The sequence below is a fragment of the Phragmitibacter flavus genome (assembly GCF_005780165.1).
Taxonomy (GTDB): Bacteria; Verrucomicrobiota; Verrucomicrobiia; order Verrucomicrobiales; family Verrucomicrobiaceae; genus Phragmitibacter; species Phragmitibacter flavus.
This window is the reverse complement of sequence record NZ_VAUV01000027.1, coordinates 16,133-37,186: the sequence shown is the minus strand read 5'-3', so window position 1 is coordinate 37,186 and position 21,054 is coordinate 16,133. Positions and strand designations below refer to the sequence as shown.

At 55.2% G+C, this 21,054-nt stretch carries 19 protein-coding genes; 10 read left to right on the top strand and 9 right to left on the bottom strand.

Going from position 1 to position 21,054, the window contains the following annotated elements:
- Nucleotides 1–25: 25 nt before the first annotated feature.
- Nucleotides 26–613 carry an HAD family hydrolase gene (locus tag FEM03_RS23310; RefSeq protein ID WP_138088727.1) on the bottom strand — a complete coding sequence of 196 codons (588 nt, stop codon included), beginning with the start codon at nucleotides 611–613 and terminating at the stop codon, nucleotides 26–28.
- A gap of 40 nt (nucleotides 614–653) precedes the next feature.
- A complete protein-coding gene (locus FEM03_RS23305; protein WP_138088726.1) occupies nucleotides 654–1,748 on the bottom strand; it encodes an MGDG synthase family glycosyltransferase in 1,095 nt (364 codons plus the stop codon).
- Nucleotides 1,749–1,843: 95 nt separating this feature from the next.
- Between FEM03_RS23305 and FEM03_RS23300 the strand changes: the two genes are divergently transcribed.
- Genes FEM03_RS23300 through FEM03_RS23290 form a run of 3 tightly spaced genes read left to right on the top strand, consistent with a single transcriptional unit; the run spans nucleotide 1,844 to nucleotide 6,028 of the window.
- The gene (locus tag FEM03_RS23300; protein WP_206171124.1) at nucleotides 1,844–2,743 is read left to right on the top strand and encodes a TIGR01777 family oxidoreductase; all 900 of its coding nucleotides are present in this window, start codon (nucleotides 1,844–1,846) and stop codon (nucleotides 2,741–2,743) included.
- A 38-nt stretch (nucleotides 2,744–2,781) separates the two neighbouring features.
- The gene (locus FEM03_RS23295) at nucleotides 2,782–5,097 is read left to right on the top strand and encodes an exo-beta-N-acetylmuramidase NamZ domain-containing protein (RefSeq protein ID WP_138088725.1); all 2,316 of its coding nucleotides are present in this window, start codon (nucleotides 2,782–2,784) and stop codon (nucleotides 5,095–5,097) included.
- Nucleotides 5,098–5,149: 52 nt separating this feature from the next.
- Nucleotides 5,150–6,028, top strand: coding sequence for an HAD family hydrolase (locus FEM03_RS23290; protein ID WP_138088724.1), 879 nt, complete (start codon nucleotides 5,150–5,152; stop codon nucleotides 6,026–6,028).
- Between the two features lie 80 nt (nucleotides 6,029–6,108).
- On the opposite strand, the gene FEM03_RS23285 is transcribed toward FEM03_RS23290, so the two are convergent.
- Entirely contained in the window at nucleotides 6,109–7,176 is a 1,068-nt protein-coding gene (locus FEM03_RS23285; RefSeq protein WP_138088723.1) for a lipid A deacylase LpxR family protein, read from the bottom strand.
- Nucleotides 7,177–7,414: 238 nt separating this feature from the next.
- Here FEM03_RS23285 and FEM03_RS23280 point away from each other — a divergent pair, with 238 nt between their 5' ends.
- Both FEM03_RS23280 and FEM03_RS23275 read left to right on the top strand, forming a co-directional pair.
- Nucleotides 7,415–8,614: a pectate lyase family protein gene (locus tag FEM03_RS23280; RefSeq protein ID WP_138088722.1), complete on the top strand. Its 1,200-nt coding sequence runs from the start codon at nucleotides 7,415–7,417 to the stop codon at nucleotides 8,612–8,614.
- 37 nt (nucleotides 8,615–8,651) lie between these two features.
- Nucleotides 8,652–9,065 carry a hypothetical protein gene (locus FEM03_RS23275; RefSeq protein ID WP_138088721.1) on the top strand — a complete coding sequence of 138 codons (414 nt, stop codon included), beginning with the start codon at nucleotides 8,652–8,654 and terminating at the stop codon, nucleotides 9,063–9,065.
- Between the two features lie 52 nt (nucleotides 9,066–9,117).
- Here the strand turns inward: FEM03_RS23275 and FEM03_RS23270 are convergent, their stop codons facing one another.
- The 3 genes from FEM03_RS23270 to FEM03_RS23260 form a co-directional block, all read right to left on the bottom strand.
- The gene (locus tag FEM03_RS23270; protein WP_138088720.1) at nucleotides 9,118–10,437 is read right to left on the bottom strand and encodes a S41 family peptidase; all 1,320 of its coding nucleotides are present in this window, start codon (nucleotides 10,435–10,437) and stop codon (nucleotides 9,118–9,120) included.
- Nucleotides 10,438–10,467: 30 nt separating this feature from the next.
- Nucleotides 10,468–10,713: a hypothetical protein gene (locus FEM03_RS23265; protein WP_138088719.1), complete on the bottom strand. Its 246-nt coding sequence runs from the start codon at nucleotides 10,711–10,713 to the stop codon at nucleotides 10,468–10,470.
- A 103-nt stretch (nucleotides 10,714–10,816) separates the two neighbouring features.
- Nucleotides 10,817–11,440 (bottom strand): YMGG-like glycine zipper-containing protein, encoded by a 624-nt coding sequence (locus FEM03_RS23260; RefSeq protein ID WP_138088718.1) that lies wholly within the window; start codon nucleotides 11,438–11,440, stop codon nucleotides 10,817–10,819.
- Between the two features lie 229 nt (nucleotides 11,441–11,669).
- Between FEM03_RS23260 and FEM03_RS23255 the strand changes: the two genes are divergently transcribed.
- Complete coding sequence (locus FEM03_RS23255) at nucleotides 11,670–13,373, top strand: ABC transporter ATP-binding protein (protein WP_166443097.1); 1,704 nt, start codon at nucleotides 11,670–11,672, stop codon at nucleotides 13,371–13,373.
- 92 nt (nucleotides 13,374–13,465) lie between these two features.
- On the opposite strand, the gene FEM03_RS23250 is transcribed toward FEM03_RS23255, so the two are convergent.
- Nucleotides 13,466–13,933, bottom strand: coding sequence for a hypothetical protein (locus tag FEM03_RS23250; RefSeq protein WP_138088716.1), 468 nt, complete (start codon nucleotides 13,931–13,933; stop codon nucleotides 13,466–13,468).
- A 500-nt stretch (nucleotides 13,934–14,433) separates the two neighbouring features.
- Between FEM03_RS23250 and FEM03_RS23245 the strand changes: the two genes are divergently transcribed.
- Both FEM03_RS23245 and FEM03_RS23240 read left to right on the top strand, forming a co-directional pair.
- The gene (locus FEM03_RS23245; RefSeq protein WP_138088715.1) at nucleotides 14,434–15,876 is read left to right on the top strand and encodes a neutral/alkaline non-lysosomal ceramidase N-terminal domain-containing protein; all 1,443 of its coding nucleotides are present in this window, start codon (nucleotides 14,434–14,436) and stop codon (nucleotides 15,874–15,876) included.
- A 198-nt stretch (nucleotides 15,877–16,074) separates the two neighbouring features.
- Nucleotides 16,075–17,025, top strand: a complete 951-nt coding sequence (locus FEM03_RS23240) for an alpha/beta hydrolase (protein WP_206171123.1) — start codon at nucleotides 16,075–16,077, stop codon at nucleotides 17,023–17,025.
- 169 nt (nucleotides 17,026–17,194) lie between these two features.
- Here the strand turns inward: FEM03_RS23240 and FEM03_RS23235 are convergent, their stop codons facing one another.
- Nucleotides 17,195–18,241, bottom strand: coding sequence for a transposase (locus FEM03_RS23235; protein WP_138088714.1), 1,047 nt, complete (start codon nucleotides 18,239–18,241; stop codon nucleotides 17,195–17,197).
- Nucleotides 18,242–18,456: 215 nt separating this feature from the next.
- Nucleotides 18,457–19,581 (bottom strand): toll/interleukin-1 receptor domain-containing protein, encoded by a 1,125-nt coding sequence (locus FEM03_RS23230; protein ID WP_138088713.1) that lies wholly within the window; start codon nucleotides 19,579–19,581, stop codon nucleotides 18,457–18,459.
- 76 nt (nucleotides 19,582–19,657) lie between these two features.
- Here FEM03_RS23230 and FEM03_RS23225 point away from each other — a divergent pair, with 76 nt between their 5' ends.
- Nucleotides 19,658–20,296 (top strand): hypothetical protein, encoded by a 639-nt coding sequence (locus tag FEM03_RS23225; protein ID WP_138088712.1) that lies wholly within the window; start codon nucleotides 19,658–19,660, stop codon nucleotides 20,294–20,296.
- A gap of 116 nt (nucleotides 20,297–20,412) precedes the next feature.
- Nucleotides 20,413–20,679 (top strand): hypothetical protein, encoded by a 267-nt coding sequence (locus tag FEM03_RS23220; protein WP_206171122.1) that lies wholly within the window; start codon nucleotides 20,413–20,415, stop codon nucleotides 20,677–20,679.
- Nucleotides 20,680–21,054 lie beyond the last annotated feature (375 nt).

Here is a 21,054-nt window from a genome sequence, read left to right as displayed (position 1 = left end):
TTGGTCGGGGGCGAAAGCTGAAATTTTAGGGGTTGCCGAGTTGGGCGAGAAGAACTTGATGATTTTCGTGGTGGTAATGATGGGCGACAAAGCCGAGGCGTCGGGCAGTGGCGATGTTGTCGGCGAGGTCGTCGATAAAAACGGTGCTGGCGGGATCGAGGTCGAAGGTGACGATGGCGCGCTGGAAGATGGCCTCACCGGGTTTGGCGCAGCGCGCTTCGTGGGAGAAGATGCCGCCTTTGAAGTGGCTGAAGAAGGGATATTTGGCGAAGAAATAATCTTTGTGCAGGCCGCTGGTGTTGGAAAGAAGGTAGAGCGGGTGTTGTTGCGCGAGGGCTTCGATGAGGGGGATCATCGGTTCGTTGGGCGTAAAGATGTCGTTCCAGATGGCGGCAAACTCAGCGCTGGTGCCCCGAAAGCGGATGAGATCGGAACTTTGCTGGATGAAGTCGGCGTCACTGATGCGACCGGATTCGAGATCGTCCTTGAAGGGGGCGAGAAGGGTAAGGATTTCTTCGGTGCTGGCTTCGCTTAGGAGGGCGAGCTGCCGGGCGGCAGGGGTGAAGTCGAAGCGCAGGAGGACGTTGCCAATGTCGAAGAGATAAGCGGTCAAAACTTGGGATTTGAAATTTGAAAATTTGAGATTGGAACCTTCAGAGGGTGTCGAGGACGTGCTGGGCGATCTTGAGCGCGGCGTCGGGTTCGCTGAGCTTCTGCATGTTGCGCTTCATGTTTTTGGCGACTTTGCGATCGTCGGCAAGGAAGCGGGCGGCTTGTTCGCCGGTTTCTTGAGGGGTTTTGGTGGTGATGCCGCAGCCGTGATGGGTGAGAAGTTCGGCGTTGCCCTCTTCCTGACCGGGCACGACGTAGTCGATGATGGCGGGACAGGTGGCGGCGAGGGCTTCGTGGAGAATGGCTCCTCCGGCTTTGCAGATGACCAAATCGTGGGTTTGGAGGAGATGCGGGATGCGGTTGGTCCAGCCGATGATCTCGATGTTGGCACCGGGCAGGGAGTCGATGTAGCGGGTGATGTAGAGGTAGAGACGGGAGGCGTGTTTGCCGACGGGAAGGGTGAGTTTGACACCGCTGGCGATGAGAGGGCGGAGGGCTTCGAGCGTTTGGGCGAAATGACGAGCATTGGTGGAGGGAAGATAAAGGATCTGACCGTGGGGCGTGGTGGCGTCGGCGGGATCGACCGGATTCATGAAGTCGAGACTGACGGGAAAGCCGCTGGTGTGAATGAGGTCGGCCTGGGCACCGACGGAGATGGCGCTTTTGCGGGAGTCGGCATCGGCGACGAAGTAACCGTCGCTGGGGCTGACCATCCAGATGGGATGGATGCTGATGGAGTCGGTGATGACGGTGTAGACGGGTGCCGTGGGAAAGCCTTGGTCGGCGAGTTCACGGATGAGCTTCGGATAGATGGGGTAGGTGCAGATGATGGCGCTGGGCCGGGTGCGTTTGAGGACTTCACCAAGGGCGCGACGCAGGGCGATGAGAATGTCGGGTCCGGAATCGAAGTCGGCGGTGGCGGCTTTTTTGTAGATGCCGGCCCAGATCGAGGGCGCGCGGGTGATGAGCATCTGATAGCCCTGCTTGAGAGCGGGGGCGAGCAGTGGATGGGCGAGGTCGAAGAGGTCGACGACTTCATTGGGCATGTCGGGACGCAGGCGGCTGAGCGCCTCGGACACATTGCGGGCGGCGGTGTTGTGGCCGTCGCCAAATCCAGCTGTCAGTATGAGTATCACAAGTAAGTGTCATAGCTTTCATCCACGTCTGCGCGAACGGAAAATGACTTTTCTGTAAGGCTGCGTTGCGGACGAGGGGCGTAAGTTTAGGTTGAATGATGCGAATTGGGATTACTGGAGCGACAGGATTTGTGGGCCGGGCACTGGTGGCCGGGGCGCTGGCGCGCGGTCATGAGGTGGTGGCTTTTTCACGGGGCAAGGACGTGTCGATCCCTGGAGTTAAGGAGGTGCGGCCGATTTTGACCGAGGGAGCAAAGGCTTTGGATTTGGCGGGATTGGATGCGCTGGTGCATCTGGCGGGAGAGAATGTTTTTGGCGTGTGGACGACGGAGAAGAAACGACGGATTTACGACAGCCGGGTGGATTTGACGCGGCGCATTGCGGCGGATGTGTTGAAGGCGGAGTCGTTGAAGGTGTGGGTGAGCGGATCGGGTTCGGGAGCTTATGGGGATCGTGGTGATGAAATTTTGACGGAGCAATCGTCGGCACCTGGGGCGGGATTTCTTGCCGAGGTCTGCCGTGACTGGGAGGGCGCGGCCTTGGCGGTGGCAGCAGATTCGGAAAAGACGCGGGTGGTGGTGATTCGGACCGGGATGGTATTGGGCAAGGATGGCGGGGCGTGGCCGATGTTACGAAAGGTGTTTGCGATGTTTTTGGGTTCGCCATTGGGCAGCGGCAAACAGTGGGTGCCGTGGATTCATCTCGACGATGAGGTGGGGATGATTTTGCACGCGCTGGAGCATGAAGGGTGCAAGGGCCCGATGAATTTGGGATCACCGAATCCGGTAACAAATGAGCAGATGACTCGGGAGATGGCGAAGCGGATCAAACGTCCCGTGATGCCGAAGGTGCCCAAGTTCATGCTGAAGCTGGTGATGGGCGATTTGTCCGAAGTGGTGCTGGCGAGTCAGCGCATGGAGCCGAAGCTGGCGCTGGAGACCGGGTATCAGTTCAAGCATGTGCGGCTGGCCGATGCGTTGGCGACATTGGATTAATGCATTGATGGATCGTTGGGTTTCCTGTTGGATGAGGGATGCTGAGGGCCTGCGCGATTTTATTTTGGGTTGCACTGTTTGAAAGCCAATCATTGGCGGCGGGCGCCTTTCGTGATGATGTGATCGAGTTGATGAAGAAGGCCGTCCAGCGGGCGATGGATGAGGGGGAAGCTCCTGGGGCGGTGGTGGTGGTGGGATTGGGGGAACAACGGGAGATGCTGGTCATGGGGCAACGCGCGGAGCAGCCGCAGAAGGCGTTGATGAGCGCGGATACGATTTTTGATGTGGCTTCGCTGACGAAGGTGGTGGCGACGACGTCTGTTGTGATGAAGTTGCTGGAAGCGGGCAAGTTGGAGTTGGAGTTGCCAATCAAGACATGGTTGCCGGAGTTTGTCGGGGAGGGACGGGATGAGGTGAAGCTGCGGCATCTGTTGACGCATACTTCCGGGCTGGCGGCGGGAATTGCGTTGAATCCGGGGTGGATGGGACGAGAGGCGGGAAGGAATCTGGCGTTGACGGCGCGGCCTCTGCGGGGAGTGGATGAGGTATTTCGCTACAGCGATCTGAACTACCTTTTGCTGGGGGAGATCGTGGAACGGGTGAGTGGGGAACGATTGGACAGGTTTGCGGAGAAAGAAATTTTCGCACCGCTGAAGATGAATTCGACGGGGTTTGTTCCCGCAGAGTCATTGAGGGGAAGGATTGCACCGACAGCGAGGGATGAGGCGGGAGATTGGTTGCGCGGGGTGGTGCATGATCCGACTTCACGAAGGATGGGCGGGGTGACCGGGCACGCAGGTTTGTTCTCGTGTGCGGAGGATTTGGCGAGGTTTGCACAAATGCTGGCGAATGGCGGGGAGCTGGATGGGGTGCGGATCTTTAATGAGGAGACGGTGAAGCTAATGACATCGGTGCAATCGCCGCCGACGATTTTCGCGCGACGTGGATTGGGCTGGGATCTGGATTCGGCCTACAGTCGTTCGAGAGGGAAAATTTTTCCGTTGGGGACTTTTGGCCACACGGGTTTTACCGGGGTGAGTTTTTGGGTAAATCCGGCGACCAAAAGTTATGTGGTCGTGCTAGCCTCAAGATTGCATCCGGATGGAAAGGGGAATGTGATTCCGTTGCAGGAGGAACTGGCGACGCTGGCAGCGGAGAGCTTGTTGAATGTGGATTTCGAGCGGGTGGCGGATGCTTTTTCGCCGCGATTAAGCGAGGATGAAGTGCCCACGGTTTTGAATGGGATTGATGTATTGCGCCGGAGGGATTTTGCTGAGTTGAAGGGATTAAAGGTGGGGTTGGTGACGAATCACAGTGGCATTGATAACGGAAGGCGGTCGACGATTGACTGGATGCATGAGGCGAAGCACGTCAATCTGGTGGCGTTGTTCAGTCCGGAGCATGGGATTCGCGGGATGGAGGATCGGGACAAGATCGCGGATGGTCGGGATGCAAAAACGGGGCTGCGGGTGTTCAGCCTTTATGGGGAGAGGCGGGGTCCGTCGGCAGAGCAGCTGGCGATGCTGGATGTGCTGGTGTTCGACATTCAGGACATTGGTTGCCGGTTTTACACTTACATTTCAACGTTGCAAAAATGCATGGAAGCGGCGGCCAAGGCGGGGAAACGGGTGCTGGTGTTGGATCGGGTGAACCCGATTGGTGGCGAGGTGGTGGAGGGTCCGGCGGTGTTGGATAAGGAAACCTTTGTGGGGTGCCATCCGATGGCATTGCGTCATGGCATGACGGTCGGCGAGCTGGCGATGATGATGAATGCGGAGCGTGGGTTGGGCTGTGACCTGGAAGTGATCAAAGTGGAAGGGTGGAAACGCGGCATGGAATTTGACCGCACCGGACTGCCGTGGTTGAATCCGTCGCCGAACATGCGGTCATTGAATGCCGCGTTGTTGTATCCGGGCGTGGGTTTGCTGGAGAGCGCGGTGAGTGTGGGACGCGGGACGGATACGCCGTTTGAAGTCATTGGAGCACCGTATGTTGATGATGCGCGACTGGCGTTTGAGTTGAATCAGGCGGGATTGAAGGGAGTGAGGTTTGTGCCGGAGAGGTTCACGCCAAAGGCAAGTGTGTTCAAAGACCAGGTCTGCGGTGGGGTCCGAATGGTGATCACTTCGCGGGAGGATTTGAGGTCGGTAGACGTGGGCATGGCGCTGGCTTGCACCTTGCAGAGATTGTATCCGAAAGAGTTCAAGTTGCAGGCGATGGGGACGTTGCTGCTGCATCCCACCACGTTGAAGGCAATCAAGGAAGGGCAAAATTGGAAGGCGATTGATGCGGGTTGGAGTTTGGAACTGGAGGCGTTCAAGAAACGGCGCGAGGCGTTTTTGCTTTATCCATGAGCTGTCCCTTTCAAAGCGGGGCGGGTTGCGCTAACGTCGAGTCCGCTTAATTATGTCTTCCGCACAAACAATCATCGGGCTGGTTTATGATTATGATCAGACGCTAAGTCCGAGCTACATGACGGATGAGGTGGTGTTTCCTCATTTTGGGATCAATGGGGCGCAGTTCTGGAAACGGACGAAGGAGCTGGTGGATGAGCAGGGCTATGACAACGAACTGGCGTATCTGAAGGCGTTGCTTGACTACCTTTCACCTGATCGACCTTCGAATGCCGAACTGCGGACGCTGGGGGCGAAGCTGCAATTTTATCCGGGACTGCCGGGGATGTTTGATGAGATGGAAAAGGTGTTGAGGCCTGAGCATCGGGCCTTGGGGATCCGGCTGGAGCACTACATCATTTCGGCGGGATTGAAGGAGTTGCTGGAAGGGAGTGCGCTGAGGCCGCATGTGAAGGCGGTGTTCGGCAGCGAGTTTGCGGAGGATCGTGAAGGGCGCATCAGCTTTCCAAGACGGGTGATCAGTCACACCACGAAGACGCAATTTTTGTTCCGGATCAACAAGGGCATGCTTCTGCCGCATGAGGATGTGAATGACCACATGCCATCGGAGTTGAGGCCGATCCCGTTCAAGCACATGATTTATATCGGCGATGGTCCGACGGATGTTCCGTGTTTCACGTTGATGCGCCGGTATGGCGGGAACGCGGTGGCGGTTTACAATCCCGAGGATCAGACGCGTGGCAGTTTCCGCAAATGCTGGCAGTTGAGTGGTCAGGCCGACCGGGTGCGCCACATTGCTCCCAGTGATTACCGGCCGGGCAGCCATCTTCGCCTTTTGGTGGAGGAGATGGTCGAGGAGATTGCCGACGGGATTTTGCGACGCCAGCGCGATGAGGTGGAGAATGCCACCATCAGCGCTCCGGGGTATTAATGGGAAAGTAGAAGGCTCGTCTCGAGCCTTGCTTGAAATTGGAATGAAAGGCTCGGGACGAACCTTCTACTTTGCTGGGATCAGAAATTGACCGTCAGCGTCATGGAGCCGAAGACCTGTTCGTCCTCCTGTTGTTTGAATTCCTTGGTGCGGTAGATGTAGGCGTAGGTGAGTTTGGTGTTGCGCCAGTTGAGCGAGGCACCGAAGACGGCATCGGCGACGAAGTGTTCCTTGTCGACGGAGTGGCTGTCTTCAAAAGTGTTGCCATCAAGGAAGATGTCGCGGGCGACGGCGCGGCCTTCGATGCGGGTGAACAAATGGAAACCCATGTTGCTGTGCCAGCGTTTGGCGGTGTGGTCTGACTCAACCGGCGTCGAGGCAACGGCGGCGGCGTTGATGGCGGCGGTGCCAAAGTCATCGGGCAGGTTGTAGCCGAGGCGGAATTCGGCACCCACACGGGCGTTGATGGCGACGTTGCCGAGTTCGGCTCCGGCATAAGGGAGCACGTCCCAGTCGATCCCGCCTTGGTCAAATTTGCGCAGACGCCACATGCGTTCATAGGCAAGCACCACGCCAAGTTCGTTGTCGAGCTGATTGTTCCATCCGTTCGGCATGGGGATGTCGCGGGCTTCGTGGACCAGGCGCTGAGTTTCTTCGGCAAATGACCAGGGGCCGACGACGCCGATGTTGATGATAAACGTGTTGCGCACTTTTTCGTTCTTCCACACGAGGCCGATGCCGCCGTAGAGCCAGCCGGCATACGGGCGATCGTCTCTTACGAGATCTTCACTGACCGTGTCGCTTGGGGTATACATGTTTTGGCCGAGGCTGATGGCGACGTTGCGTTCGTAGCCTGGTTCGCCAATCCACGGAATCTCATCGAATCCACCAACAAAACGACCGACGTTGGCATCGTCAGCGAAGGAATCGAGCTTGGGTGAGGTGATGGTGATTCGGGCACCGTTGGTGTATTGCTGGTCGGTGTCGGCGAACAGGTCGTTTTCAAAATAGAAGGAGATCACGCCGAAACGCGGCACGCTGGTTTCGACGGGCTCTTGAGACGCAGCAGGGGCAGGGGCGGTATTTTGGCCGGAAGCAAGATTGACCAGACCGAGGGAGAGCAGCAGAGCGGCTAGTTGAAGTTTCATTTTAGGTTGGGTGGTGATGGGAGCAGGGGGGATGAGGTGAAGTGAAGGGATGGATTTGGAATGAGTGTGACGAAGTGGACGGATCAATTCAATGCCGAATCGTGGGGGCCGGTTTTTTGGCCGGGTATTGTTGGGACGGATTTAAAAGGTGGTGCAAGCGCGGGAGATGAGGCGATGTTGCTACGTGGTAAGACTGTTTTTCGTTGCTGTTGTCTGGCTGATGTTTGGCCATTTGGAATTGAGTGCATTTCCTGGAGCCGTTGGTTTTGGAGAGGTGACCCAGGGTGGTCGCGGGGGCGTGTTGGTGAAAGTCACCAATTTGAATGCCTCAGGCAAAGGGTCGCTGGCGGCGGCTTTGGCGATGAGGGGCAAACGCATCGTGGTGTTTGAGGTTGGAGGGGTGATTGATCTTCGCGGGAGATCGCTCAAGATCAGTCAGTCGCAGGTGACAGTGGCAGGTCAGACCGCCCCTTCGCCTGGCATCACATTGATTCGCGGTGGCTTGTCGGTGGAGGCCAATGATGTCATCGTGAGGCATCTGCGGGTGCGCTCGGGCTCGCTGGGACGGAAGAAGGGGAGTGGTTGGGAGATCGATGCCATCGGGATGAACGGCGCGGCGCGGGTGATCATTGATCAATGTTCGGTGAGCTGGGCGACGGATGAAAATCTGTCCGCATCGGGTCCACGATTTCAGGGGAAAACGCTGCGTGACTGGCGGCGCAACACCTCTCGGCAGGTGACCATATCCAACTGCATCATTGCCGAGGCGTTGTCGGATTCCACCCACAAAAAAGGCGAACATTCGAAGGGGACGTTGATCCATGACAACACCAGTGACATCGCCATTGTCGGCAATCTTTATGCCAGCAATGTGGATCGAAACCCGCTGGCGAAGGGCGGCGTGCAGGCGGTGATCGTGAACAACTGGATCTCCAATCCGCAACGTCGCGCAGTGCATCATTCGCTGAATCCGAAAGAATGGCGGGGGCACAAACTCGAAACGAGCGAGCTGGTGGTGGTGGGCAATGTGTTGGAGCATGGTCGCGATACCGATCCCAATCTGGCGTTGTTTGAGAACAGTCCTGGCAGTCCGCTGCGGCTGTTCTTCAAAGACAACCTTGCCTATGATCGTGAAAACCGGCGCAAACCGCTGTTGAAAGAAGAGGGGGCGATGATGGCGGACGAGCCAGGTTTGTGGCCGGGGAAATTCAAGGCGATACCGGTTGGGCAGGTGCGTGATTCAGTATCGGCTAATGCAGGGGCGCGTCCGTGGGATCGCGATTCGGTGGATGAACGCATCGTCAAGGAGGCAATGGACCGGACGGGACGGATCATTGATCGCGAAAGTGAGGTGGGGGGTTATCCGAAGATGAAAAGTCGGCAAAAGGCGTTCAACCCTGACGAATGGAACATGGAGACCATGGAACCGAAGCGCTGACTTGAGTTGAGTCCTGAACAGCACCATGCAATGCGCAATGGCCAAGGCCAAAAACCCACGCGTTTTGCATCAAAACGTTCAGCATTACCAGGAATCGGATGGTGATATTTTGTTGATGATCAACGGCTTGCGCAACATTGGGGCGCGCTGGCCAGGATCATGCACCTATACGATGACAACCTCCAGACTAAACACATCAAACACTTCCAATCCTATGAAAAATACTATCTTCTCTGGTCTCCTTTCCACCACTCTTGTGTTCAGCGCGATTGCCGCCACCTCGCTGATGACCAGCTGCGAACGCAAGCCTGAAACCGTCGGCGAAAAAATCGATGACGCTCTCGACAACCGCCCTGCAGAACCTGCCAGAGATGCGGCTGAAGACGTCGGTGATGCCGTGAAAGATGCGGCTGAGGATACCAAGGACGCGGTGAAAGACGCGACCAATTGATCCGGGACGGCTTAAAATCCCTGAACTTCCCCGAATCGGAACTGCCAAAGATCTAAGGCAACCCGGCCTCGGGGAAAATTTTGCCGTTGTTTTCGAGGGAAGGCAGGAGACCGATGCCGTCCCAACCACGGCCTTGAGGTGCGATCATTTCGGAGCTGGTGACGAGCAAAGAGCCGCCGCCTTTCAGTTCGAGAGAGGTGAGAACAACGCCTTTCCCGAATGTTTTGGAGCCCTGACTGGTGGCGCGCTGGGCTTTGGTATTGATGAGCGCGGCGATGACCATTTCAGCGGCGCTGGCGGTGCCTTCGTCCTGAAGCAGGATGATCGCGGCCGCCTTAAATTCCGGGGCTTTGGTGGCTTTGAAGATTTCATCCGAGGCGTCGCGCATGCGCAAACGGACCACTTCTTCGCCGCTGTTGAGGAACAGCTCGGCAAAACCCACGGCGACGGACACCTTGCCGCCTGCGCAACCGCGAAGGTCGATGGTCAGGGTGCTGCTGGGCTTTAAGGAGGCAAGGGCTTTACGGGTGACTTCGAGTAAATCGTCATCGAAGCGGCGCACGCGTAAAACGAATCCGGTGATCTTTTTTTCCACCGTGACGGATGGCATTTCGAGGGTTTCGCGGGTGACGGTGATGGATTCGGCACGGCCAAAGCGGTGTTCGACACGCAGGGCGACTTTGCTGCCGGGAGCACCGCCTTTGATGAGGCTGGCGATATAGAGCAGAGGTCGACCATCAATGGCGCGACCATCGACCGAGATCAAACGGTCACCGGCTTTGATCCCGGCAACCTCAGCGGGGCTTTGGGGCATCGGGTAGCAGAAGTAGGATCCATCTTTTTCGTGAATGGACATGCCGACCTGACTGCCTTTGCCTTTGTTGAGCAGGTTGATTTGATGGTATTCCTCGGAGCGGGTGTAGCGGGTGTAGGGGTCGTGCTGGCGGCAGTAGCGTTGCAGGGCGCTTTCGGCCAGTTCGCGCAGAGAACGCCGCTGGCCCGGGGCTTTGGCGAGTTCGTTGATGGCGCTGATGAAGGTTTTGAGGGATTGCGCGCTGGACATGACGGTGAAGTCATGTTCTGCGGCGAGTTCGGATCGACCCATTTCCAGCAGCAGGCCAAGCCACGCTTTCTGATAAATGACAGGTTTGGGCTGGGGATGGAGGGCGTGTTCGTCCAGTTTGTCGACGACCTCCTGCACCAGCTTGGTCACTGCGGCCAAATCCTGGTCCGACTGCGCCTCTGGTTGCTGAGCCAGGCTGGCGGAGGATGAAAACGACAGCCAAAGTCCGCAGGCCAAAAGATGGGAGGCACTTCGCCGTAGCAGGTTCAGCACTGCTGATGGAATCGGAAACGACGAGGTGCTGGTCATGCAGGGGAGCGGGGCGCGGCGCGGCGGAAATTAATACTTCCGCAACTGCCGCCGTTGGTAGGCTTCTTCATCGCGCAGGGCGCTGGTGCGACCGCGCTGGTAGGCGTTTTCGCGTTCAAGGTCTTCGAGATGATCTTCGCGGTCGGCGATGCGATCGTCGGCCATGGACTGGGACCAGCCAAACAGTCCGCCTTCGTTGGGGTCACCAGTGTAGGCGCAGGAACTGAGGCTGAGCAACGAGGCGGAGATCGCCAAAAGTAGCAGGGAGCGGATCATAAGATGAATGGGAGAAAAAGGGATTTGGAATTTAAGAGAAAGCGGAGGCCAATGGCCAAGAGGACTGGCCCCCGCTGGGATCTTTGATTAGACGATCATCAACTTAGACGTCGATTTGGTTACCAAGGTCGGCGAGGCGTTCTTCGTTGCTGCGCAGCGAGGAGCGGGTGCTCTTCAGGCTGCTGACGCGGGAACGAAGGTTGCTGCTGCCGGTTTCGCTGACCACTTCGCCCTGGGCGTCGATCTCGGTGTCCACCAGCTCCACCTGTTCGCGGGTCTCCCTGCGAAGGGTAACCACGGTGGTTTGAAGGCGACGAAGTTCGCTGCGGTTGTTGCTGGCGCGGGCGGCGGCGACCTGCGAGCGGAGGCTGGCGATGCGGTTGCTCAGGCGGTTGTTGTAAGCGACGGCGTCACGGTTGACCTGGGTGGCCCGGGCAATGCAGGCGTCGAGCCAGGCTTCTTCGTCGCGATAGGCGGCTTTTTTGTTGGCGACGTGGTTGCCAATGGCGAGTCCGGTGAGTCCACCAGCAGCGGCACCGATGGCGGCACCTTCCCAGCCGCGTCCGCTTTGGTGTCCGATGATGCCGCCGGCGATCCCGCCGAGAACGGAACCGGCGAGTGCGCCTTCGGTGCGGGTGCGGGTGCCGTCATCCTGAATGTTGGCGCACCCTGACAGCAGGGTGAGTGCGGTGACGGCGGCGATGGTCTTTGGCAAACAGATATTCATGATTCGATAAGCTAGGATGATTTTACTAACCTGCTAATGTGGGGGACAGCCGCAGTGTGACAAAAATACCTTTGTGGCCCGGGGTTGTGCAAACGATTTCCTTGTCAAGTTCGCCAAAAGTAGGGAATGGGCGTAAGTGGCGGTTGTTTCAAAGGTGGATTCGGAGGATGCTGGGCGACTGATGTCTGATTCTCCTGTTCCCACGCCCTCCCGGGCATTGCTGCGGTTCATGAAACGTTATCCCTGGCGGGTGGGTGCCGGACTGGCGATGGCCATCGCGGGCACTTTGCTGGGTTATGTGTTTCCCGGGCTCACGCAGTGGTTTCTGGATGACATCATACCCAACCGCAAGGTCTCTGCCATCATGGGCGTCTCGTTGCTGGGCTTGGCGGCGTTTGGATTGCGACAGGTTTTTTATTCGATCCGCACCCTGGCGAACAACGCGTTTGAATTGCGCATGACCTATGACCTGCGCAGTGAGTTGCATCACAAGATTCAGCATCTGCCGTTGAAGTGGTTTGACCGACAAAGCACCGGCGACATCCTCACCCGCATGGCGGATGATGTGCCGGCGACCCAACGCATCATCATCGACAGTGTGGATCAAGGCGTGCCGGCAGTGTTACAGATCGTGTTGACGGCATCGGTGATGTTCTGGTTGCATCCAAAACTGGCGCTGATCACCCTGTTGCCGGTGCCTTTTATCATCATGGGCGGCTGGATTTATGCCAAGTGGGTCTCACCTCGTGCGACCCAGGCTCGGGAAGCGGCCAGCGGGTTGAATTCGATTCTGCACGACAACGTGGCGGGCATCCGTCAGATCAAGAGCTACACGTTGGAGGACGAAACCCAGCAGGATTTTGACAAATCGAGCAGTCACTTCCGCGCGCAGCAAACCAAACTGCAAAAGGCGTGGGCGGTCTATGGACCCGGTATGGGATTTTTCGGGGACACCGGGCTGATTCTGCTGATGGGCTTCGGGTCCTACTGGTGCATTCAGGAAGAATTGAGCATTGGTCAGCTCGCCCAGTTTTTGCTGTTCATCGGCATGTTGTATGAACCGATGGGAAGACTTCACGGCATCAACCAGACGGTGCAAACCGGGCTCGCATCGGCGAAACGCATTTTTGAGGTGTTGCAGACCGAGGGGGCGGAGGAACTGGAGCAGGGCGAGACGCTAACAAACGTTCGCGGCGAGATCCGGTTTGAGAAAGTCAGTTTCCGTTATGATGAAAATCGTCCGACCTTGAACAACGTCAGCATTCTCATTGAGCCGCAACAAACCGTCGCGATTGTCGGCGCGACCGGCGCCGGGAAAAGCACCTTGTTTCAACTGCTCACCCGGTTTTATGACCCTGAGTCGGGCGACATTTTTCTGGATGGTGAATCGATCACCCGATTCAGCAAATCCAGCCTGCGCGACAGTCTGGGATATGTGACGCAGGAGAGTTATCTGTTTAATCAGACCATTCGCGAGAACCTGAAGCTCGGCAATCCGAACGCCACGGATGAAGAGTTATGGCATGCATTGAGTCAGGCATGTGCCAGCGATTTTGTGCAACGCATGGAAGGTGGACTGGATGCCATGGTCGGCGAGCGGGGTGGGAGGCTTAGCGGCGGTGAAAAACAGCGAATCTCCATCGCACGTGCTTTCCTGAAGAACGCCCCGATTCTGCTGCTCGATGAAGCCACCAGTGCGGTCGACAACAAGAGTGAGAAGCTCATCCAGCAAGCCATTGATCAGCTTCGCCACAATCGCACCTGTCTGGTGATCGCCCACCGGCTCAGCACCATCATCAACGCCCATCAGATTTATGTGATGAAACAAGGCGAAGTGGTGGCGCACGGCACCCATACGCAATTGTTGGCGGAGAATGGCTATTATGCCGAGTTGGCGAAACTCAGTTTCCAGGAAGAAAAGGTGAAGGGGTAGGTAGGAGCACGGACATTCGCTTCACGGCTGCGCAGCTTGTCCGCTTGGTTGGTGAGAGATGCGGACAAAAGTGTCCGCGCTCCTTTTCATCATCAAATCTTCCCACAGTAAACCGATTTAATGAGCGGTTTTTTTGGTTTCGATTCGAGGATCATCAAGTCCGTTTCGCGTCCTTTGACGAGCCCAAAAACAAACCCTGAGTTCGGGATTTTGAGCTTAATTTTTTGGTCCGCACCGCGCCAGGAGTAGCTGAGGCGCACATAATAAGAGCGACTGTAGGTGGTCGTCGAAGGCGTGTCAGTGTCGCTTTCATTTTCCCGAAGATGAACATCCAAGGATTCGACCATCCCTTTGACGGTCTCACCGTGGGTGAGGATTTTTTTGACCAGCAGGTAGCGCCGCACCAGGAAAAGCAGTGCGAGCGCCGAGAGAACGAATCCACCCATGGTGATGTAAGGGACCAGGGACATGTCGAACGCCACATTTTCTGGAACCGGCATATCGGCGGGCATATTGGGGTGTGGGTGGGGGGCCCATTGGATGCCAGCGGCCAGGAGCAATCCAAAAACAACTGCGTTGGCGGAGCGTCGGATGGTGAAGTCGTTCCAGTAAAGCGTTTTGAGACTGGGCAGGGATGGGGAGGGTGAGTTCATGAAAAGGAGTTGATGAGGATGATTTAAACGGTGATGAGATGCGATCCGATGTGATCGTTTGGTCCATGAAAGCAAAGAATCGATATGAGGTGGAGTCGAGCAAACTCTTCGTCCAATTCATGGAAAAATCAACGATAGGTGACGCTGCGCTGCGTCGCGTCCGAAGAAAATGGGGAGGCGAGCTCGAAGGGGACTGGGTCGAGTGTGCGGTTTCAATCTTTTTGCATTTCCCGGACGTTTGGGCCACCACCTCCGCCCCGAATAAATGGGACACGACGCAGCATTTCCGAATTTGGACAGGCCCAATTCAGCCCCGGTCTGGAGGCGCGATTCAGCAATCCTGTATTGATGGGCCCACTTCGTTCGCCTCCTTGAGAAAATCGGTGGGATGATCCCGTATCCTGTGGATGCGCTGCTTATGGATCACTCTTGTTTTGGTGTCGGGCGTTTTCAACACCGCCTCTTTGGTCCACGGCCAGGGGTTTCGTGCAGGAGCCGCCACCAGCAATATTACGCCTGAGTTGGGCATCGACATCGTGGGCAACTTTGCAGCAAGTTATGCCATTCATGTGCATGACGAGCTGCATGCCCGCTGTCTGGTTCTGGATGATGGGAACAGCAAATTGGCTTTCGTCGTCTGCGATCTGCTGGGCATGCACCGGCAGGTCAGCATCGAAGCGCGACGGCTGATTAAAGAGGCCGTGGGAATTGAGCCAGAGAACGTGATGATTTCCGCCACGCATACCCATTCAGCGGGCAATGCGCTGGGTGACAGCCGTTATGTGGTGGATCAGCCTTTGAACGACTATCAGCAGTTTGTGGCGCGCCGCATTGCCGATGGCGTGAGACGCGCTCATCATTTATTGAGGCCCGCGCAGCTGGCCTTTGGGCGTGTGGAAGCACCTGAGCATGTGTTCAACCGGCGCTGGCTGATGCGAGAGGGCACCGCTCCGGTGAATCCGTTTGGGCAAGTCGACAAGGTGAAGATGAATCCTCCACGCGCCCACCAGGATCTCGTGGAACCGGCCGGACCCATCGATCCCACGGTGTCGTTCATCGCCCTTCGTGAACCTGAGGGGCCGCTCATTTCGGTCTTTGCCGCCTACTCGCTCCACTATGTTGGCGGAGTCAAAAGCCACGAGATTTCGGCAGATTACTTCGCCGTGTTTTGTGAAGCGCTCAAAAAATTCCAGCCTGAAATCGACCCTGTGACCGGCATTCCTTTTGTGGCGATGATGGCCAATGGCACCAGTGGTGACATCAACAATGTCAACTTCCGTGAGCCGGGAGAAAAACGCCAGCCTTATGAACAGATGCAGCAGGTTGGGCAGGATCTCGCGAAGAAGGTCCATCAGGCCATCGGTCAACTGTCTTGGAAAGATCAGGCGAAGTTGTCCGCACGTTATCGGGAAGTCGAAATCGGCAGGAAGCCGATCAGTGAGGATCTGATTGCCTGGGCAAAAGAGACGCGTGCCAAGGCCGATACCAACGCGAACCGCATCAAGGGCAAAACCGACCTGTCCCAGATCTATGCCACGCGGGTGCTGGCCCTTGCTGAGGTCACCAGCAGGACGGTGCCCATCATTTTGCAGCATTTGAAGATCGGCGACATCGGCATTGGCACCTTCCCTACCGAGACCTTTGCCGAGACCGGGCTTGAGTTCAAAAAACTCAGTCCAATGCCGAACGCCTTCATGGTGGAACTGGCGCACGGTTATCACGGCTATCTGCCAACCCCGCGCCATTTTGAACTGGGCGGTTATGAAACCTGGCCCGGCACGAATCACCTTGAGGCACAAGCCAGCGTCAAAATGCTGGAGGCCTTGCTGGAGATGGCTGGAGAGGAGTGATTGGAAGTAGGTGAACATCAAGTGAAGCTAACGAAACACCAAGGTAGGGATGCGCTTTGTCGCGTCCGAAGAAATGGGGAGGGGGAAGGCGACCGAAATTTTCTCATCATCATTTGGACATCTCGGGAAAGACATGGCTGATAGCGCACAAAAGTTGTCCTCCACCACCGGCATCCCAAGACGGTATCTATTCTTCTTATGACGCGTTTCGCCCTCATCCTCGTGATGCTTCTTTCTCTTCCCCTGCCAGCCATCTCCCTGGCCGAGGAACCCACCGGCCCGGCATTGGGCAACCCAGCACCTCCTCCCCAGCAACCCCGCGCGGCCTGGCAGGCCATCACCCTCAACGCCGACGACCAACCCGCCTTCCCGAGACCTCCGACAGGCTGGGACACCGCCCGCGAAGGCATTCCGCATGGCAAACTGGAGCTCATCGAATATGATTCCACCACGGTCGGCACCCGGCGCAAAATGAATGTCTATACCCCGCCAGGCTATTCAGCGGATGCAAAATCAACAATCAAACTGCCAGTCCTCTACCTCCTTCACGGCATCGGCGGCGACGCAACCGAGTGGTCAAGATTTGCCCAACCGAATGTGCTGCTCGACAACCTCCTTGCCGACCGCAAAGCCGTCCCCATGATCATCGTCATGCCCAACGGTCGGGCGCAAAAAGATGACCGGCCAACTGGCGACGTCTTCCAACACGCGCCCGCCTTCACCGTATTCGAGCAGGACCTCTTGAACGACATCATCCCCACCATTGAAAAGCGCTACCACACGCGCACCGACCAACCACATCGCGCCATTGCTGGCCTCTCCATGGGCGGCGGACAAGCCCTGAACATCGGACTCGGCCATCCCGACAAATTTGCCTGGATCGGAGGATTCTCTTCCGCCCCCAACACCAAAAAATCCGCCGATCTATTGCCCGATCCCTCCGCCGCCAAGCAATTGAAACTTCTTTGGCTGTCATGCGGCAATCGCGACGGCCTTTTCCACATCAGCCAGAACGTCCACGCCCGACTAAAACAATACCAGGTTCCTCATGTATGGCATGTGACCGATCACGCACACGACGCCGAGGAATGGAAACAAGCCCTGTATCATTTTCTTCAGCAGCTGACCTTCCCCTTCCCAGCCGAATGATCGGACTAGGGAACTTAAGCAAAAAATTGACGATAGGCACCCGCAGTGTATCAAAACCGGGGCTTGGGAAGATTGTTCAAACTCAATGGGAAAGCCAAAATATTGCATCGCGCGAGTTGAAACCGGGCAATACCCTTGGAGGGACATGCCCGTTGCAAGGTTCGGCAACTCAGCCAAAGACCGCTTTGCGAAGATCCCGCATGGCGCATAAACCGCCGAAATCAGCTCCGCGCATCAGCCTCGCCCCATCCACCCTCTTTGTTCCAAAGCGGTCACGTTGCCCCTCGAACACACGATCTACAAATCCACGACTCCCAATCACCGCTCCATCAACAAAATACCTGACCCGACACCGCAGCATCTCAGCCCGGGTCAAACATCCTTTCCGCTCACGTTCCATTTCGACTTCCTTGCGAACAAATCCACGCCGGTTGCCTTTCGCGCCCCTGCCCAATCTCGATTGAATCATGCGAGATTTCGCATCTCCGGTATCCGCCGCTCCATACACCGCCATCCGATACAGCGCCAGCGCCTTCACCCCTTTCGGCGGCGTCTTGTCCGCGCGTTTCATCAATGTTTCAATCCCGCGCACCGCCACCTTCACTCCTGCCACGGCGGCCCCATATCCGCACCAGCGGTAGTCCTTCGGATCCTTCACCAAGGCGGCGCGCACCGGGTTCAAATCAATATAGGCCCCCACCATCGCCAGCGCATTCAAATCACCCTCCACGAGCGTGCTGCGATAACGATCCTCCCACAGCGTTCCTCTGCGGCCGTGCCGCTTGTTATACCATTGAGTGAAGCGTTGTTTCAGTGTCTTCATGAACTGGCTGATGTCCCACATCCTTGTCAGCCACTCATCGATCACCTTCTGTGCCGCCTCATGCGCCCCCGCCGCGCGAAACTGCCGGATATGTTCCGCCACCAGGAGCGCCCGTGATTTTCCATGGCAGCCCGCAATCAGGTTTAGAAGATCTGCTTCAGACATGCCAGCGTCCGGTCGCTTCGGCACCTCAACGAGCATATGGAAGTGATTGGACATGAGGCAATAAGTGACCACTCGCACCTGACAAACCCGTTCGTATAGCCGCATGAGCGAAACGAACTCCGCCTTTTCCTCATCTCCCAGCACAAACTGCCGATCAACCACACGCGAAACGCAGTGGTAGTAGGCCACCTCCCAATCCTTAGGAGCCTTGAGTCTGGATCGCCGCATAGGAGGAGTGTAATGAGACGAAATTCGGATGCAAGCGAATTTTTTTTAAGGGACAGACACATTGAATTAAATGAAGGACATATTATTAAGGGACAGACACATTGAATTACCCCTCGGCTTTGGGGATGTCGGATGCCGTCACAGTTGATCAGCCTGTTTGCTGGTTGGCTGTGGCGGTTTTTCAAAAGGGAGTGTGAACCGCCCGAAAGTTTCCGCTAATCTTTTTCTAAGTCAAACCCGGCTCTTGATGCTGCCTCAATCATGGCTGAGATGTATTGCTTGAATTGAATTGCAGTCATCTTATTGTGCCGAGCGCGATAGGCATCGAGTTCCCCACTCGCGGAATTGTAATAACTGCCTTTGGCAAAGATGACAAAACTCCCGCTGAAGTGCCGAGTAATCACTCTAGATCCTTCTGGAATGCGAATTTCATTTCCGCTCTCGTCGTGGTCATAATACCCTGCATCAAAAACATTTCTGTTGTGATATTCCATTGGGAAAAGCTCCGCGAGTTCTTCGGACTGATACTCTGTTAAATCGATTCCATCCGACCATGGCTTCAGGAATTTGAGATCTAGGCGAAAGTAGGAAAGACTCGGCGCATTCAGAAAGCTTTCAAAACTCAGAGACGATGGTTTTACGATTGATGCATAGTTGTGTCCCCACAAAAGTTCAATACAATCCGCTTCTAGGGACTTTTTGCAGCCAGATAAGTCTTGCCCTCCACCTTCTGGGAAAAAACTGTGATTAAGGTTTGGTGATGACAATTTTTGAAGAATTGAAACAATGTCTTCAATGTTGTGCCACGCGGCAGATGCTGGCTTACCTTGTGGAAAGATTTCACCTAGGAACTCTTGCCACTGACGAAGATTTCGTTCTTTAAAACTGAAAATTGCATTGTCTTCGTCCTGAGCCTCGATTCCTGGCTGATCGGGCGATCCAATAACATCGACAATTTGCTGGATCACAGGACCTAGTCCATCTGAGGTGGACACGCCCAGTCGATCCGCTAGCATTGGAGAAAATCCGGCAATTTCGTTGGCTGTCACACTATGCCAAACAGGAAGGATAATCTTCTGACTTTGGTGGGTCTCACGTGCATTAAGCGCATCCAATTCTTTCTTCGGCCACTCCTTTGAGAAAAATGCTTTGCTTAGGACCACGATTCCGAAAGAGCACTGAGCCAAGCCCTCATCGATTCTCCGTCTTAGGCTGTCACCGAGTTTTAAACTATATTCGTCATACCAAACGTCATAACCGCGATCCTTGAGAGCTTTTGCGAGGGGTCTGGCAACTGCATCTTTATCCTCAGTGGCGTGCGAAATGAAAACGGAACTCATATAATTTACTTAGAGAAAAAAAGAGACTGTCTACAGAATCGCATTGAGAATCACTTGAACAAAGTAAAATACGACCATGAACCCGCAATTGTTTATTAACTATTCCGACGAGCAAAAATTTTGGAGGTCTTGTGTTCAGAAGGCCGTTTTCTTGTTCAACAGGAAAGATAAAAACACCCTTTTGTGCCCGCGAAAGGTTAATGGCGTAGATGTTAATAAAACACATCGCGCATGGGGGGCAGCGAGTGAACGCGCAATTGCACATAGATTGGCCATATACCTTGAACAAGTGCTGATCAGACAAGGGCTTGTTGGAAGAGGATCAAGTCTTGCTGTTGATTGTGAATACAATCGGCATCTTGATAATGTCAAAACCCAACGAATTCCTCATGAGCTGAGTGATATTGTGGAAAAAGCTAAACGTAAAATGATTGAGTCAAACACTGAAGAATATGGCATGATTTCTGTCGCCCCAGATATTGTAGTCCACAGACGTGGTGATGACGCCGACAATTGCCTAGTTATTGAGTTAAAAAAGCGGAGTAATCCTGAAATCAGGGAATACGATGAGTTGAAATTGAAGACGTTCACGAAGGCAACATGCGATGGGTTTGGCTATAAATTAGGGGTTGCCGTCGAAGCGATTGATGATGTCAGAGTAGAGAAAAGGAAATTAGCAATAGCGAAATGTTTCGCGAACGGCTCAGAATTATGAACAACTCCTTCGACTGGGAGCATCTCAAAAGGCATAGTAAACACTTCGTTCTCGGTGGTGGACGAGTTTGCGGCGCTTGACGATTCTGCGCATTGGGCTAATTTGAATCTGTGGATGTGTCGATTAAACGCCAGATGCAGCTAGATGAACTCGCCAAGGCCGCTTGGTTTAGTGAGGGATGGACACGTTTTCAGAGAAAGGCTGATGCAAAGAAAAACAAACGCTCTCACACCAAGGAGTGGAAGGCATCCTCTCGATATTTGTCTGCCGTCGGCGCTATCCAATATTCAAAAAATCGACTTCCAGATTATGTTGGTCTGATTCATCTGCGTAATCAGAGCTATCATGAGGAGCGTGCTATTAACGCAAAAAAAAAGAGATGATGAGGCAAGAGTTTCTAAACGTGATCAGGAAACTCTTACGCAAAAAAAAGTTCGGGAAGTTGGGGAGACAGCCTCAGACGTTTTTTTGAACATTGCGCAATGGACTTGCGGTATTATCGGTGTCCTAGGAATAATAATAATCTTGAGCCGCTGTGGATCAATGAATCATTGAATGCTTCAGCATTCATTTGCCCTATAACTGATTGCTTGTCGTTGATGACGTCAGCCGGAATTCTTCAAGAGCGGTCATAAGCCGACGACTCGGTGCAAGGGAATTGTATAATCCACGGTCAGTCCAAGAGAATGTGTTGAGCCAATTGGTGTGCAAGGCGACCACAGTCACCAAATGATCGTGTTCTACCAAATACCAAGTGC